A 13,353-nucleotide genomic window follows, 5' to 3' on the forward strand; every position below is an offset into this window, starting at 1 on the left:
GCTTTTTTGATTGCAGCGTCGTTATTACTTTCCCCTATGGCGATATTCATAATGTATTTGTTTGACACAGGGAAAATGAAAATTGATAGCCGCTATTCAAATAAGACAAAAGAGGAGGATAAATAATGCCGTTAAATAAATCGACCGGAAATATGTATAACTTTATAACTCACACTTGGAACACAATTAAGGGTGAATGTCTGCACGGATGCAGCTACTGTTATATGAAACGCTGGGGTAAACAGCCGCCGCTTCATTTTGACGAAAAAGAATTAAAAACCGACTTAGGAAAAGGCAATTTTATCTTTGTAGGTTCTTCTTGTGATATGTTTGCAAAACATATTCCGTATGAATGGAAAATAGACACTCTTAATCGTTGCCTAGAATTTCCTAAAAACAAGTATTTTCTTCAAACAAAAAATCCCGGTAAATTACTGTTTTTTTCGAATGAGTTAAGGTTAAGAATGAATTTTTCTATCTGTACGACACTGGAAACAAATCGATACTATGAAAATATAATGGGAGACACCCCACCGCCAAATGTCAGGGCTCACTGCTTGTCGCGGTTCTTTAGTCTTAATAGGCATATCACAATCGAGCCTATTATGGATTTTGACTTACCGGAGTTTATACAGTTAATTTGGCGGTGTAATCCTGTACAAGTCAACATCGGAGCGGACTCAAGTCCGAAGCGTAACAAACTGCCGGAGCCGCCGAAAGAAAAAATCTTAGAGCTTATTGCGGAACTTGAAAAATTCACAACTGTCGTGCAAAAGAAAAACCTTACACGGTTATTAAAATAAAGAGGAGGCTTTCAAATTGAAACTTACCAAAAAAGAGCGGGAAGAAGTTCGCGCGATGTTCGACGGCCGGTGTGCCTATTGTGGAAAGTTGTTAGCTGATAGATTTTGTGTAGACCACATAAAACCGATTTTTAGAGGTTTAGATGAAAAACCTGCGATAGCTGGAGAAGATGTAAAGGACAATCTTTTCCCATCCTGTCAACGGTGCAATTTGCATAAGCATACATTAACTCTTGATAAGTTTAGGGAAGCAATTAAACACCAAGTCGAAATTCTAAAGGAGAGGGATTATAACTATAAACTTGCCGCCGATTTTGGGCTGGTAAAAGAGACTGGAAATGATGTTATTTTCTGGTTTGAAAAATACAAAGGAAAACAATATGAATAACTTAAATTTATTGCTTATTGAAGGAATAGTTGGAAGTAATCCTGTTATCACCACTTCTAAAAAAGGTACACCGATTTGTATTTTCACGCTAATTTCAAAATGTACTTTTCAAGAGATGGATACTCCACAAGAAGATACGATAGAGATGACGGTTGAGGCATGGGCGCGAGTCGCAGAAATATGCGATAAATATTGCATGAAAGGAGACTCTGTTAAAATTATCGGACGGTTGAAACAAAATGCAACAGATAGCAAGGCTACAGTAATAGCGCATAGTATTGAGTTTAGACCGATAGTAAGAATATAACTTAGGAAAAAGGATGGCAAATAAATGAATATCGGAGATATGTTTTATCTTGAACGGCATAAACGTCGTTTAATCTTACATGATGTCGCTTGTAAAATAGGGTGTTCTGCATTGTATCTCTCTCAAATAGAAACAGGCAAGATGTTACCATTAAAAAGCTCTAGTTTATCTAAACTCTGTGAACTGTATGGACTAGATAGGAATGAAATATATCGGCTTTCCTGTGAAGAAGCAGAAAAGAAGCAAAAAGAAGCACAATCACCTCAAAAACAAACAGGTTCGGTAACGTGCAAACATTCCGACCGGCCGCTTTTGGGGCGTGGGTATGTTACGCATTTAATCAATCACGGATAATGCTATGACATACGGATATATTCGAGTAAGCACCGATAAGCAAACATTGAAAAATCAAAAATTTGAAATTACTAATTTTTGTAAGCGTGAGAAACTGCAAATAGATGGATGGATTGAAGAAACCATCAGCGGCAGCAAAAACTACAATAAGCGTAAACTAGGAGAACTTTTAAAAGTAATCAAAAAAGACGATTTAATCATTTGTGCAGAACTTTCACGTCTTGGACGTAATTTGTTTATGATTATGGAAATCTTAAATATCTGCATGAATAAAGAGTGCAAAGTATGGACGATTAAAGACAATTATCGTCTTGGGGATGACATACAAAGCAAAGTCTTAGCCTTTGCTTTTGGATTAAGCGCCGAAATAGAGCGTAATTTAATTAGTCAGAGGACGAAGGAAGCGCTTGCGCGCGTTAAAGCTGAGGGTAAGCAGATTGGGCGGATAAAAGGTTCGCATAATTCTTATACAAAATTGTCAGGAAAAGAGAACTATATACGCATCAAATTATCTGCCGGATGTACAAGAGCAAGTATCGCAAAAGAATTACATGTTGATAGAACAACACTATATCGTTTCTTGAAAATACAAAATGATCAACTGGATGAGGCAATTACATGAAAACAGACGCAAGTGTAGAGATTGTCCGATGGCAGGGGAACGAATTGACGGTACGGCTACCCGGCGAGATTGATAAAAAACAGATGGATTTTTACATCCGGCATCGGCGTGAGCTGTATAGGCGAAACATGAAAGAAAACAAACGTCCCTTTCATTATCCGCTCATTGAACTGCTATTATCCGACAAATACAAAAAACGCACCACGGGAAAAAATTCACAAAATACGAAGCTGCACGGTATGATCCGCAGCATTGCCAACGATACGGGTAATGATTTTGAGATGGTAAAGTATGTAATAAAGCAGAAAGCAATGAACGAACTCGGCTATCCTACAATGCGCGGAGACGATGGGGAGCCGGTATGGAACGCATTATTGAATGAACCGTTCCCTCAAAGTGAGGCAGATTGCACAACGGTTGAAGAAAGCCTATTGATAGAAGCGGCGTATTTAATCGCTGCTGAAAACGGGATTATGCTAGCATGATTTGCGTTACGCACCCATAACAGTAACAATAGAAATATGAGGAGGTTTAGATATGAAAACTAAACTTATTTTTATAATCATTTTAGGACTTATTCTATTTGGTGTACTGTTTATGCAGTATGGACACGTTCCTTCTATTGACTGTATAGGGGCGGCGGCTATATTAGCCGGAGGGGGTGTTGCAGTTTATGACTGCATAAAACGCAGGAACAAAGCAGCATTAATACCTTTGGCAATAAGTATCATAACGTTCATCATAACGGGATTTATACCGTTTGAAGGTTCAGTTTTAGTAGCCGTATTCGGTTTTATTGCATTGGGTTTATATATTTACCTAACAGTTATTTTAAACCGCCGAAAGAGCCAGACTGAAAAACACTAACATAATTTGCTGCCCCGTCGGGTTTCGTCTCCTTTTCCGGCGGGGCGTTTTTTAAGTGGAGAGTAAACGGATGAATACAGTATCCCTTTTTGAGAATGATTCGACAGCAGAAAAGACGATGACGGTAAAAGAAGTTGCTTGTATTTTAGGGGTAACGGAACGTACTGTACAGCGGCATTTAAAAGCTATTCGAGAGAGCCTCGACAACGTTGTCGAGGTGAAAAACGGAGTACAGACTTTCATTACCGAAGCGGAAGTAACATTGATTAAGAAAAAAATCGAAACAAGCGGGCGTAGTGATATAATCGTACCGTCAACATTACCAAAAACAAACCTTGAAAAACAGCTTTTAATTCGTCAAGCAATGCAATTACAGAATGAAATGATTGCGGAACTGGAAGCGGAAAACGGACAGCTGAAAATTGAGAATGCCGAAGCAAAACCAAAAGCTGAGTATTACGACACACTCATTGAACGGGGAAACTCCACAAACTTGCGCAATACGGCAAAAGAATTAGGAATACCTGAAAAACAGTTTATTGAACAGCTGCAACTGGACCGGTTTTTATATCGTGATAAGCACAATCAATTATGTCCTTATGCTGAATATGTACAGAAAGGTTATTTTGAAATGAAAGAATGGCAGCACGGGCAAAAGAGCGGTATACAAACGCTGATCACCGTGACTGGCAAACAATATTTTATTGGAAAGTACAAAAAGGCAGCATAAAAGATGAATAAAACAACAGAAAGCAAAAAGAAAAAAGGCATAGGGAAACAAACAAAATCGGTGGTAAAAAAGACAGGTCTTATCCGTGCTGAACGTTCAGATAGACCGCTTTTAAAAGGTCATGTAACATATTTAATAAATCATGGATAAACAATAATGACAATAAAAGAAACTCGCCTCTATGTGTTTAATCGGGCGGGATGGCGATGTGCCGTATGCGGCAAAAAAATAGACTGGAGTACGGGACAGCTTGCGCATCGAATACCAAAGACAAAGGGCAATATCAAACAATACGGCTTATCCGTTGTTGACCACCCGTTTAATGTACGGGCAACGTGTTCATTGCGTTGCAACGCAGCGGTATTGATTGGTAATAGCTCGATAGAAAAGCAGCAGCTTATCGAAGCGATTAAAAGGGAGAAAAAAGAATGAAACTTATTGAAAGAATACGAAATACTCTATCTTGCTTTTTAACAAAGGTGATATGCAGCCCGTATATTAAGAGGGTGTGCTACATGTACCGATACAGTTTTTCGCAGTTATGGGAATGCGCTGGTAATGTTGTATATTATGGTTTCATTTGTTTGTTTGCGATTGTGGCTCTACTTTTCTGTCCCATTATGCAACTATTTTATAGCTGTTGGCTATGGAGAGCGCACAAGCGGGAAAAATTACGTAAGACCAATAATGCTGGGTTGGAAGATAAAAATGTTTCGTAAACCGCACAAATACAATGTTGTAAGCAAAGAACGCCGAACAGCCGACGGCATTACGTTTGACAGTATGGCGGAGATGAGGCGATATCTTGAGCTGAAGCTACTTGAAAAATCCGGTGTAATAGCAGGGCTCGAATTACAGCCGAAATTCTTACTTATTCCGAAAACAGAAAAAGGCGGCAGAGCGGTTTACTACATCGCCGACTTCAAATATACCAAAGACGGCAAAACCGTATACGAAGATGTAAAAGGCGTAAAGACTGAAGTATACAAACTCAAGAAAAAACTGCTATTCTACAAATATCCTGATATTTGCTTTTTTGAGAATAAGGTATAAAAACTTATAAAAATGATTGACAAACTTATTCTATAAGCATATTATACAAGTGTATGGTACGTGTCCAATGGAGCAGAAAGGCTGTTAAACAAATGCAAAAAATAGCCGAATCTGATAGACAAACAATATATGTAAAAGCAAAAGAGTTGCGGAACTTTCCTAACATTGGAAATATTAAGCATTTAAAAAATCACAAATATGAATATCGTCTTAGAATTGGCAATTATAGAATTTTATTTAATTTTGATGATGGTGTTAAAATAATATCCATCGAAGAGGTGAAAAAAAGAGATGAACGCACTTACTAACGCACAAATTTTAAATGATAAGAACGGCAATCCTACTTTTGCAGTTATTCCGTTTGAGGTTTTTCAATCTTTATGTAAGAAGAATGAAATAGCTAGCAAAGATAAAGATGTCTATTTTCCCGATGAAGTTGTGGAAAAATTGATTATGGAAAAAAAAACAACTATACAGGCGTGGCGTGAATACCTCAATCTTACACAGGCGGATATTGCGCAGAAAATGGGCATAAGCCAAGCCGCCTATAGTCAAATGGAAACTGCGAAAAAGAACCGCAAGGCAACATTGCAAAAAATTGCCGAAGCAATGAATATCGATTATCTACAACTGAAAATATAATTGTGTTTTCACTAAAGATATGATATATTTCATTTAAGGACAATAAAAATGCAAGTAAAAGTATTAAGTGTGAAAAATCCTTTTGCCTATTTAATTCTGCAAGGCGGTAAAGATGTAGAAAATAGAACATGGACTACCGATTACCGCGGCAGACTTTATATTCATGTAAGCGGCGATACGTTACCATATCCTGATAGCGATAGCGCACCTCCAAAAATCTTAGAATGTAATGAAGATGATATATTTCGTTTATATGCTGATTATGTGAATACTCTCGATGATTATATTGATAATTTAAACGATCGGTATGTTGAAGTTGGCGTTCCTACTGGTACAAAAAGTGAAGAAGAATGGTGTGAAAGAATTAAGGAACGCGCTGAACTATGGCTTTTAAAAAGTCAATCAATAATCGGTTATGTTGATTTAGTTGATATTATACAAAACAGTTCCAGTCCGTGGTCTATAGACGGACAGTATCACTGGATATTAAAAAATCCTACACTTCTTGAAAATCCTATCCGGCAAGTCAAAGGTAGATTAGGATTATGGAATTACAATCTGCCTTAGCAACAATCTTTCCTTAAAAGCATATCCTTATCTCATTTTATTTGTGTTACGCACTACCTTTAGTGTACAGTAAAAGCACATACTCATTTTTTTAGGAGGTGCTTTTATGTTGTCATATTGCGGTAGACCGGTTATGTGTTTTGACGCTTCCGGCGGAGGCGGCGGTAGTTTTGCGCGAAGAATAGGCGTAGGAACTAAAAATAGTTTTATCCTCAAAACAAAAGACGATAGGGGGCGTGTTCGTTACCGCTAACCTATGAAAAACCTGTATGCGTCAATACAGTACATGGCGGAGAATATCAGCTCCGCCATTGTGCTTTATTCACTTGGAAAAGACTCAACGGTAATGCTGGACTTATTCAACAAGTTCATGAAGGGGCGGTATACGCCCGTTTTTTTATATTACTGTGAAAACCTTGAAAGCAAAAATAAAGTCATTCGCTACTACGAAAAGCGGTACAACATTAAAATTGAGCAGTATCCACACTACGAAACAACGTACCTGATTTCACGAGAGGGTAAAAATATAAAGCGGCTAACAATGGCTGATACCTTCGCCGCATTGCGAGCAAAATATAACATTGAATACATAGCGTTAGGCTGGGAGGCTTGCGAAAGCTTAGCAAGAGCCTGTATGCTTAAAACCTTTGATAACGGTATTGATTGGAAGTACAAAAAGCTTACCCCCCTCCACATCTGGGCGAAAAAAGATATAGACAACTACATAAAACAAAACCGCCTCATCCTTGCGCCGGAGGTCTATTCCGGTTTTCGCAATATTGACATCTATAAGGGAGAATCCCTCGAATGGCTTAAAAACAATTTTCCCGATGATTATCAAAAATGGGTAATAAAATACCCGATGGCGCAGGCTGATTTTATAAGGTGGCAGGAATATGGAAAATAATAAGTTTGAAGTCTATCAAATACAAACGGTACAGCGCAGCAGCATCCACGAAGCTCCATATAATCCGAGAAAAATATCGAATGAAGCCCGTAAAAAACTCAAAAAGGGCTTAAAAACGTATGGACTGGTTCAGCCGATAGTCGTCAACCGCAAGACAATGAATGTTGTCGGCGGGCATCAAAAACTATCGATAATGGATGAGGAATATAAATACCCGACAAATGACTATTCGTTGCAAGTATCGATGATACAGGTGGACGAGGAAACGGAAGTAAAAATCAACATCTTCTTGAATAATCCCGCCGCTCAAGGCGAATGGGACAACGAGTTATTACAAGAAATAAAATTGTCCTATCCCGATATTGATTTTCAGAAAGATTTAGCCTTTGACATGTTGGATATGCAGTATATTTTTGCCGGTTCAAGCCTCTTTGATGATGAAAACGACTCCCTTTTTGACACCAAGCCCGAGCAGGAAGATATAGTTGATATGGTAGAAGAGGCGAAAAAAGCCGACCGCCTGAAAGCTGCGCGGCAGGCGGAACGGGATATGCGCAAAGCCGATAACCGAAGCGATAACGACTATCAAGCAAAGTACGATGACTACACGCTTACCCTTGTATTTGAAAACAATGCCGCAAAGCAGGATTTTTGCAAGAGGGCACACATCGAAGCAAAAGAAAAATTTGTAAAATCTTCAATCCTTTATGACGTGGCGGATGGTAAAATCAACATGAGAGGGCAACCGTAATGGCCGAAAAATGGGAGCGGCAAGAAGGGGAAAGCGCGAAACAATACGCATACTTTAAAATGTTTCTTGACCTTGGCGCCTTGCGGACAATCCCAAAAGTACAAGAAAAGACTAACAAAAGCCTAACATATTTGAACACTTTATCCTCTCGTAACAACTGGATAGCTCGTGCCGACGCTTACGACCGCTATATTGACGAAATTACCCGTAAGGAAAATATCGAAGCGATTAAGAAAACTAACAAAGAAAACATACAGCTTGCGCAAGCGATAAAGTTTGTTGTGGGGAAAAAGGCAAAGTTACTCATCGACAAGATAAAAGCTGCCGGAGAGAATACGGAAAGTTTAAACGAAGTGATAAACGAAATATCGTGGAATGTCTTACCGCAGCTTGCGAATATGGCGGTTGAGATTGAGCGCAAGGCGTATGGTATGAACGAGGAAATCTTAAAAATATCTATAGGGGACAATTCCGGCATTGATGATATTGAAGTGAGTATATCGCTTAAAAAAGCGGCATTACGTGAAAAACTCATGCCGATTGAAGATAAGAATAACCCACAAAAGGATAACGCATGAGAGCCGAACCGATAACCACACCGACGCCGGTCCAAACCGGCTGGAAGTGTATTGATGATAGGACGCTGACTGCTGATATGCTCAGGCGCGATAAGGAAGCGCAAGAAGCGTTTATCAATGCGCTTACACCCGCAGAGCTTGACGCGCTGCCGTTCGATTGGGGCTTTTGGGCGAGGGATGATCAGCTTCCGCCCAGAGACTGGATCACGGGAGAAAAATACATCTGGTGTTTACGCTGCGGGCGCGGCTGGGGTAAGACACGGACAGCAGGGCAAGCGATCATCGAAGCGGTGAGAACGGGCAAGTACAAACATCTTTCGTTATGCGGAGCGACAGCCGAAGAGGTGCGCGATATTATGATCAACGGAGAGTCGGGGCTTGCCCGCTATTGCCCTCCGTCTCTGGGTATGGTATATAAGCCGTCGATAAAAAAAGTCTTTTTCAGTAACGGTGCAGTGATCAGTATTTTCTACGGTTCAGAGCCGGAGAAATCCAGAGGTGCGCAGTCTGATTGGCTCTGGTGCGATGAAATACATAAATGGCAATATCCGGAAGAAACCTTTGATAACCTTCTTCTTGGCTTGCGCTTAGGGAGCAATCCCTTATGTGTGGTAACGAGTACCCCGAAACCGACAGCATTTACCAAGCGGCTGGAAGGACTGACAAACAGCGACGGGAAACCCTGCGTACATGTAACCGTTGGCAGCACCTACGAGAATAAGTCAAACCTTTCTCCGGCATTTATCAGCACGATTGTTTCAAAGTATGAAGGTACCCGTTTAGGACAGCAGGAACTCTACGCGCAAATTCTTGACGATAACCCCAATGCCCTCTTTAAAAAAGACTGGATAGAAAATAACAAGGTTGACGCTTTACCGCTTGTTGCAAACCGATACCGCATTATCGTGAGCGTCGATCCTGCGGCAAGCCATACGGCGGATTCAAACCATACCGGCATTATCACGGTATTAGAGGGAGCCGCTCCTGAACGGCTTATCAGCGCCGCTGCTATTCAGCACAAAAATGAAAGCCACTACTACGTGTTAGCTGATGCGTCTCTTATCGGAACTCCTAATCAATGGGGCTTAACGGTAAAAGCTATGGCAGAAACACAGAAAGCCGATACGGTTGTTATCGAAGACAATCAAGGCGGCGACATGGTAGAAAGCACGCTCATCAATGCGGGAGTAACGCAGCGCATTCACCGTGTGCGGGCAGTGCATTCAAAACTGGCGCGGGCGCTTAACTCATCTACCCTTTGCGAGCAGGGACGCATTCACTTCTACCGGAACCCGCTCTCCTATAACGCGGAACACGGAACCGATCCACTGGATATGCTTGAGGATGAATTATGTAACTGGCAGCCGGGAGACGATAGCCCCGACCGCATGGACGCATTCGTTCACGCAATCAATTATCTAAAACCCGATTTAAAAGACTTAGCGCACGAAGATGCGGCAAAAAGAGCATTGTTTAATGTTCTGGGAGGTATATAGAAATGAGCGGGAATGCGCTACTTAAATTGATTTTGGTAATATTGTGGATTGTGTTAGTTGTGCTGGATTACATAATAGTAAAGGGTATGAAAAAACTATATAAACAGTTTGAAGAATTGATGCAACTATATGCATTTAAGCAACAACAGATGCACAAAGATAAGGCGGAAGATAAATGAAACTTGCAGACTTTTTTATGCGGAACCGGAGCATCTCCGGTTTATTCTTAGATAGCGGCATTACAAAACGGGATGCCGCTGAAGCATTTAGCAGCGTAAAAACGGACTATGTACTATCCCGCTCCCTGTATTCGTCAGCGCCGTCGCATCAGAGCGGCTATCTTGACTATGCGCTGGGGAACTACTGTACCAAGCTCTATATCGACACCTTCTGCTGGTTTATCGGCTTACCTGATATTCAAGCGGAAAGCGATACGTTTTCAAAAGCGATACAAGCGTTTTTAACGAGAAATAAGACGCTTCTTTTCAACATTTACAAGCAGACGATGGTAGACGGTAAGCATTATGTCTGGATAAGATTAGAGCAGACTGCAACGGGAAAAAGTGAAATCCGCATAAAGCAAATCCCCCTTGAGCTTGTTATTGAAGATGATTGTATCAAAGACCTTACAGGCGGCTATACGCGCTTCGTAACCGAAACGGTTGAGAAATGGAAAGAGAGAGGCGTAGACCGCAAAGCGACAATCCGCATCACCCTTGAGGCGGGCAAGGAAACAATCGACATTGACGGCGATCTTCCTGCGGGGTATCGGCAGAAGCAAACGGTCAACCGTACTGCCTTCCCGTTTGTGCCGGTATTTTGCCTTTATAACAACAAGCAAACATTCTTAAAAGACGGAATCCCCGAAATTGCTCCGGCGGTTCCATTTATCCGCCGGTATGATGCCACCTTGCGAAAACTCGGACGGCATATCGACAATATTCTTGAGCCGCGCTTATTGGTCAAGGTGAAAAACGTTGCACAATTCCTCAAATACTCATTTGGGCTTACGGATGAGAGAGTTGACAGACTGGCGGAAGGAAAAGAAGCGATTGATATGACGCAATTTAAGGCTGCCATTTTGGACGGCGAAGATGCGGCAAGCGAGGTTCGGTATGTCGGGCAAGCCAATAATGTAGAAAGCGCTGTTTCGCTTCTTAAACTCTTACACTGGATTATCGTTGAGCTTACGATGCCTGAATACCTGTATGGAACGGCGATGCAGTCAACCAATGCGAGCGTTGCCGAGCAGTCTCCTGTATGGGCTAAGAAAGTAGAAGGACGGCAAGGTGAATATAACGAGTTTTACTATTGGCTTATCGATGTGTTCAAAGCAGCCCGCATTGCGCTTGCAGGGCGGGATGAATTTGCAGGGGATGGAGGAGCCGATAATCCGATCGTTCGCTGGCAGGAGCTGACGGCAAAAGATGATGTTGCAATGATGAACGCCCTTAGCACCTTTGTCGGCGCAATGGATAAAGCCATGACAATGGGCTTAGTCTCTCCCAAAAGCGCCTTTAATACTCTTAAAACCTTTATGGCAATCCCCGCAGACTATGAAACGGAAAAGGATGCCGCTACAGAATGGCTCAAGCTCAAAATCCGGCTTGAAGCCTTGCAGGACAGAATCCGCAGCGGAGATATAGAAGCCGAAGCTGCGATTGAAGACCTCTTTAAGAGTGCGTAAATGGACTTTGATTTATCGGGCTTGCCGGAAGAGCTGCAAGGCTTTATCCGCACAGCATTGCAGGGGCGGCGTAAGGCATTACTGACCGCCGAAGCGGAGATAAAAGCGGCGTTGCAAGAAAGTATCAATCGCATACGGGAGCGGATCGGTAAGAGGGGCGTTTTTACCGGCATTACTCAAGAACTGGCAGAGCGCATAGCAGAGGAAAAAGTCTTTTTTGCTTCCGAGCTTGAGCGTATTACGCAGGAAGGATTAACCCGCGCAGCGTATGCGGGGCTTTTTATCGGTGAGCAGACAAAACAGTACTACAAAGCAAAAGGCTTGCTCAAATTCCGTCTGATTGAAAAAGACGCACTCCGTGAAGCGGAGGTCATCGCAGAAAGCACTATGCGCAAACAGCGGATATTCAAGAATAAAGAGTTCATCCTTTCCGACCGGATATGGGATATATCTGATAATAACTATGACAAGATACAAGAAATCATTTCAAGCGGCATCAATACCGATTGTGTCAAAGTTGCAAAGGCATTACAGCAGTATGTCAAAGAAGGAGCAGAAACGTTCGTAAAAGACTACCCGAATATGTACGAACGTATGGGTGGACGGGTTCCGAAAAACTTAAACTATGAAGCCTTACGGCTTGCCCGCAATGAATTATCCGAGGTGTATTGGCAGGCAACGATAGAAGGATTTAAAGAAAACCCTGCTGTAACAGCGGTAAAGTGGCTTTTATCGAACAACCGGCTGCCCGGCTATCACGATATTTGCGATATGATGGCGTATGCCGATGATTACGGACTGGGAGCGGGGATTTATCCCGTCGATGCCGCCCCCGAAAAGCCGCATATCTGCTGTCTTTGCTCTTTAGCGCCGGTTATTGCAAAAGACATAGAGCGCGGAGACGTTGCCAATAAGCTGCCTGAAAATTGGGAAGCAATCAAAACGCGGCTGGAGAACACCTCCGCATTTACTAATCTGGAAGAATTAACCGAAGCACAGAAAAAGAAACTGAAAGCGCAGCGGCACGCGGCATACCAGAGACGGGCAGAAGAAAAACGATATAAAAAAGTTGTAAGCAAGATTGAAACGAAAACTCCAGAAGAATTTGCAGAAATTATCAAAACTTCTAAGGCTAGTTTGCCTGAAACTATGGCTTGGCGCGTTGATGCTCACACAAAAGAAGAGTATAATAACATCAAGCTGTTCGCCTCAAAAGGCGGCTCTTGCGTTGCAATAAAACCTGATGGAGATATTATCAGTGTATGCAAGAACTCAAACGATAAAGGTACAAAAGGCTCCGATTTAATTCGGTATGCCGTCGATAACGGCGGGGTAAAGCTAGATAGCTACGCAGGTAATCACGGCTTTTATACAAAGAACGGATTTGAACCTGTTGCGTATGTTACATTCAATGAAGAGTATGCCCCACCGGATTGGAAGAAAAATGTAACAGGTTACGAGAAAGAAGATATTGTATTTTATAAATATACAGGAAAGAGAAAAGAAACAGATTGGGAGAAAATAAAAAACGATATTAAACTTTTTGATAATTATGATGCAGCAACGAATTATAGAGATGATTTGTTAAAAGGGAAATAGGA

The 13,353-nt window shown here is 41.5% G+C and carries 22 protein-coding genes; all 22 read left to right on the plus strand.

The window, feature by feature from the left end; genetic code table 11:
• The first annotated feature begins 125 nt into the window (after positions 1 to 125).
• The 22 genes from GWP40_RS08480 (at position 126) to GWP40_RS08585 (ending at position 13,351) form a co-directional block, all read left to right on the plus strand.
• Positions 126 to 803: a hypothetical protein gene (locus GWP40_RS08480; RefSeq protein WP_212564981.1), complete on the plus strand. Its 678-nt coding sequence runs from the start codon at positions 126 to 128 to the stop codon at positions 801 to 803.
• Positions 804 to 819: 16 nt separating this feature from the next.
• The gene (locus GWP40_RS08485) at positions 820 to 1,191 is read left to right on the plus strand and encodes an HNH endonuclease (protein ID WP_212564982.1); all 372 of its coding nucleotides are present in this window, start codon (positions 820 to 822) and stop codon (positions 1,189 to 1,191) included.
• Positions 1,184 to 1,498 carry a single-stranded DNA-binding protein gene (locus GWP40_RS08490; RefSeq protein WP_212564983.1) on the plus strand — a complete coding sequence of 105 codons (315 nt, stop codon included), beginning with the start codon at positions 1,184 to 1,186 and terminating at the stop codon, positions 1,496 to 1,498. The genes GWP40_RS08485 and GWP40_RS08490 overlap by 8 nt, the downstream gene beginning before the upstream one ends.
• A 24-nt stretch (positions 1,499 to 1,522) precedes the next feature.
• Entirely contained in the window at positions 1,523 to 1,852 is a 330-nt protein-coding gene (locus tag GWP40_RS08495; protein ID WP_212564984.1) for a helix-turn-helix domain-containing protein, read from the plus strand.
• Positions 1,853 to 1,856: 4 nt separating this feature from the next.
• Entirely contained in the window at positions 1,857 to 2,474 is a 618-nt protein-coding gene (locus GWP40_RS08500) for a master DNA invertase Mpi family serine-type recombinase (protein WP_212564985.1), read from the plus strand.
• On the plus strand, positions 2,471 to 2,959 hold the full coding sequence (locus GWP40_RS08505) for a hypothetical protein (RefSeq protein WP_212564986.1): 489 nt from the start codon (positions 2,471 to 2,473) through the stop codon (positions 2,957 to 2,959). Before GWP40_RS08500 ends, GWP40_RS08505 begins: the two co-directional genes overlap by 4 nt.
• 52 nt (positions 2,960 to 3,011) lie before the next feature.
• Positions 3,012 to 3,341: a hypothetical protein gene (locus tag GWP40_RS08510; protein WP_212564987.1), complete on the plus strand. Its 330-nt coding sequence runs from the start codon at positions 3,012 to 3,014 to the stop codon at positions 3,339 to 3,341.
• 70 nt (positions 3,342 to 3,411) lie between these two features.
• Positions 3,412 to 4,071: a phage antirepressor KilAC domain-containing protein gene (locus tag GWP40_RS08515; protein ID WP_212564988.1), complete on the plus strand. Its 660-nt coding sequence runs from the start codon at positions 3,412 to 3,414 to the stop codon at positions 4,069 to 4,071.
• A 3-nt stretch (positions 4,072 to 4,074) separates the two neighbouring features.
• On the plus strand, positions 4,075 to 4,221 hold the full coding sequence (locus GWP40_RS08520) for a hypothetical protein (protein ID WP_212564989.1): 147 nt from the start codon (positions 4,075 to 4,077) through the stop codon (positions 4,219 to 4,221).
• A 6-nt stretch (positions 4,222 to 4,227) separates the two neighbouring features.
• Entirely contained in the window at positions 4,228 to 4,503 is a 276-nt protein-coding gene (locus GWP40_RS08525; RefSeq protein ID WP_212564990.1) for an HNH endonuclease, read from the plus strand.
• Between the two features lie 276 nt (positions 4,504 to 4,779).
• Entirely contained in the window at positions 4,780 to 5,124 is a 345-nt protein-coding gene (locus tag GWP40_RS08530) for a DUF1064 domain-containing protein (protein ID WP_212564991.1), read from the plus strand.
• A 53-nt stretch (positions 5,125 to 5,177) separates the two neighbouring features.
• Complete coding sequence (locus tag GWP40_RS08535) at positions 5,178 to 5,432, plus strand: type II toxin-antitoxin system RelE family toxin (RefSeq protein ID WP_212564992.1); 255 nt, start codon at positions 5,178 to 5,180, stop codon at positions 5,430 to 5,432.
• Positions 5,416 to 5,766 carry a helix-turn-helix domain-containing protein gene (locus GWP40_RS08540; protein ID WP_212564993.1) on the plus strand — a complete coding sequence of 117 codons (351 nt, stop codon included), beginning with the start codon at positions 5,416 to 5,418 and terminating at the stop codon, positions 5,764 to 5,766. Before GWP40_RS08535 ends, GWP40_RS08540 begins: the two co-directional genes overlap by 17 nt.
• 48 nt (positions 5,767 to 5,814) lie before the next feature.
• A complete protein-coding gene (locus GWP40_RS08545; RefSeq protein ID WP_212564994.1) occupies positions 5,815 to 6,333 on the plus strand; it encodes an ASCH domain-containing protein in 519 nt (172 codons plus the stop codon).
• Positions 6,334 to 6,439: 106 nt separating this feature from the next.
• Positions 6,440 to 6,586 carry a hypothetical protein gene (locus GWP40_RS08550; RefSeq protein ID WP_212564995.1) on the plus strand — a complete coding sequence of 49 codons (147 nt, stop codon included), beginning with the start codon at positions 6,440 to 6,442 and terminating at the stop codon, positions 6,584 to 6,586.
• Between the two features lie 3 nt (positions 6,587 to 6,589).
• Positions 6,590 to 7,240: a phosphoadenosine phosphosulfate reductase domain-containing protein gene (locus GWP40_RS08555; protein WP_212564996.1), complete on the plus strand. Its 651-nt coding sequence runs from the start codon at positions 6,590 to 6,592 to the stop codon at positions 7,238 to 7,240.
• Positions 7,230 to 7,991 (plus strand): ParB N-terminal domain-containing protein, encoded by a 762-nt coding sequence (locus GWP40_RS08560; protein ID WP_212564997.1) that lies wholly within the window; start codon positions 7,230 to 7,232, stop codon positions 7,989 to 7,991. Before GWP40_RS08555 ends, GWP40_RS08560 begins: the two co-directional genes overlap by 11 nt.
• The gene (locus tag GWP40_RS08565) at positions 7,991 to 8,569 is read left to right on the plus strand and encodes a hypothetical protein (protein ID WP_212564998.1); all 579 of its coding nucleotides are present in this window, start codon (positions 7,991 to 7,993) and stop codon (positions 8,567 to 8,569) included. Before GWP40_RS08560 ends, GWP40_RS08565 begins: the two co-directional genes overlap by 1 nt.
• Positions 8,566 to 10,065: a terminase large subunit domain-containing protein gene (locus tag GWP40_RS08570; RefSeq protein ID WP_212564999.1), complete on the plus strand. Its 1,500-nt coding sequence runs from the start codon at positions 8,566 to 8,568 to the stop codon at positions 10,063 to 10,065. The genes GWP40_RS08565 and GWP40_RS08570 overlap by 4 nt, the downstream gene beginning before the upstream one ends.
• A gap of 2 nt (positions 10,066 to 10,067) precedes the next feature.
• Positions 10,068 to 10,244 carry a hypothetical protein gene (locus GWP40_RS08575; protein ID WP_212565000.1) on the plus strand — a complete coding sequence of 59 codons (177 nt, stop codon included), beginning with the start codon at positions 10,068 to 10,070 and terminating at the stop codon, positions 10,242 to 10,244.
• Positions 10,241 to 11,752: a hypothetical protein gene (locus GWP40_RS08580; RefSeq protein ID WP_212565001.1), complete on the plus strand. Its 1,512-nt coding sequence runs from the start codon at positions 10,241 to 10,243 to the stop codon at positions 11,750 to 11,752. Before GWP40_RS08575 ends, GWP40_RS08580 begins: the two co-directional genes overlap by 4 nt.
• Positions 11,753 to 13,351: a hypothetical protein gene (locus GWP40_RS08585; protein WP_212565002.1), complete on the plus strand. Its 1,599-nt coding sequence runs from the start codon at positions 11,753 to 11,755 to the stop codon at positions 13,349 to 13,351.
• Positions 13,352 to 13,353 lie beyond the last annotated feature (2 nt).

This window comes from Treponema vincentii, assembly GCF_018336815.1.
Taxonomy (GTDB): Bacteria; Spirochaetota; Spirochaetia; order Treponematales; family Treponemataceae; genus Treponema.

Coding starts and splice junctions, on each gene's coding strand:
- GWP40_RS08480 (WP_212564981.1), top strand. CDS start 126: ATGCCGTTAAATAAATCGACCGGAAATATGTATAACTTTATAACTCAC.
- GWP40_RS08490 (WP_212564983.1), top strand. CDS start 1,184: ATGAATAACTTAAATTTATTGCTTATTGAAGGAATAGTTGGAAGTAAT.
- GWP40_RS08495 (WP_212564984.1), top strand. CDS start 1,523: ATGAATATCGGAGATATGTTTTATCTTGAACGGCATAAACGTCGTTTA.
- GWP40_RS08500 (WP_212564985.1), top strand. CDS start 1,857: ATGACATACGGATATATTCGAGTAAGCACCGATAAGCAAACATTGAAA.
- GWP40_RS08505 (WP_212564986.1), top strand. CDS start 2,471: ATGAAAACAGACGCAAGTGTAGAGATTGTCCGATGGCAGGGGAACGAA.
- GWP40_RS08510 (WP_212564987.1), top strand. CDS start 3,012: ATGAAAACTAAACTTATTTTTATAATCATTTTAGGACTTATTCTATTT.
- GWP40_RS08515 (WP_212564988.1), top strand. CDS start 3,412: ATGAATACAGTATCCCTTTTTGAGAATGATTCGACAGCAGAAAAGACG.
- GWP40_RS08520 (WP_212564989.1), top strand. CDS start 4,075: ATGAATAAAACAACAGAAAGCAAAAAGAAAAAAGGCATAGGGAAACAA.
- GWP40_RS08525 (WP_212564990.1), top strand. CDS start 4,228: ATGACAATAAAAGAAACTCGCCTCTATGTGTTTAATCGGGCGGGATGG.
- GWP40_RS08530 (WP_212564991.1), top strand. CDS start 4,780: ATGTTTCGTAAACCGCACAAATACAATGTTGTAAGCAAAGAACGCCGA.
- GWP40_RS08535 (WP_212564992.1), top strand. CDS start 5,178: ATGGTACGTGTCCAATGGAGCAGAAAGGCTGTTAAACAAATGCAAAAA.
- GWP40_RS08540 (WP_212564993.1), top strand. CDS start 5,416: ATGAACGCACTTACTAACGCACAAATTTTAAATGATAAGAACGGCAAT.
- GWP40_RS08545 (WP_212564994.1), top strand. CDS start 5,815: ATGCAAGTAAAAGTATTAAGTGTGAAAAATCCTTTTGCCTATTTAATT.
- GWP40_RS08550 (WP_212564995.1), top strand. CDS start 6,440: ATGTTGTCATATTGCGGTAGACCGGTTATGTGTTTTGACGCTTCCGGC.
- GWP40_RS08555 (WP_212564996.1), top strand. CDS start 6,590: ATGAAAAACCTGTATGCGTCAATACAGTACATGGCGGAGAATATCAGC.
- GWP40_RS08560 (WP_212564997.1), top strand. CDS start 7,230: ATGGAAAATAATAAGTTTGAAGTCTATCAAATACAAACGGTACAGCGC.
- GWP40_RS08565 (WP_212564998.1), top strand. CDS start 7,991: ATGGCCGAAAAATGGGAGCGGCAAGAAGGGGAAAGCGCGAAACAATAC.
- GWP40_RS08570 (WP_212564999.1), top strand. CDS start 8,566: ATGAGAGCCGAACCGATAACCACACCGACGCCGGTCCAAACCGGCTGG.
- GWP40_RS08575 (WP_212565000.1), top strand. CDS start 10,068: ATGAGCGGGAATGCGCTACTTAAATTGATTTTGGTAATATTGTGGATT.
- GWP40_RS08580 (WP_212565001.1), top strand. CDS start 10,241: ATGAAACTTGCAGACTTTTTTATGCGGAACCGGAGCATCTCCGGTTTA.
- GWP40_RS08585 (WP_212565002.1), top strand. CDS start 11,753: ATGGACTTTGATTTATCGGGCTTGCCGGAAGAGCTGCAAGGCTTTATC.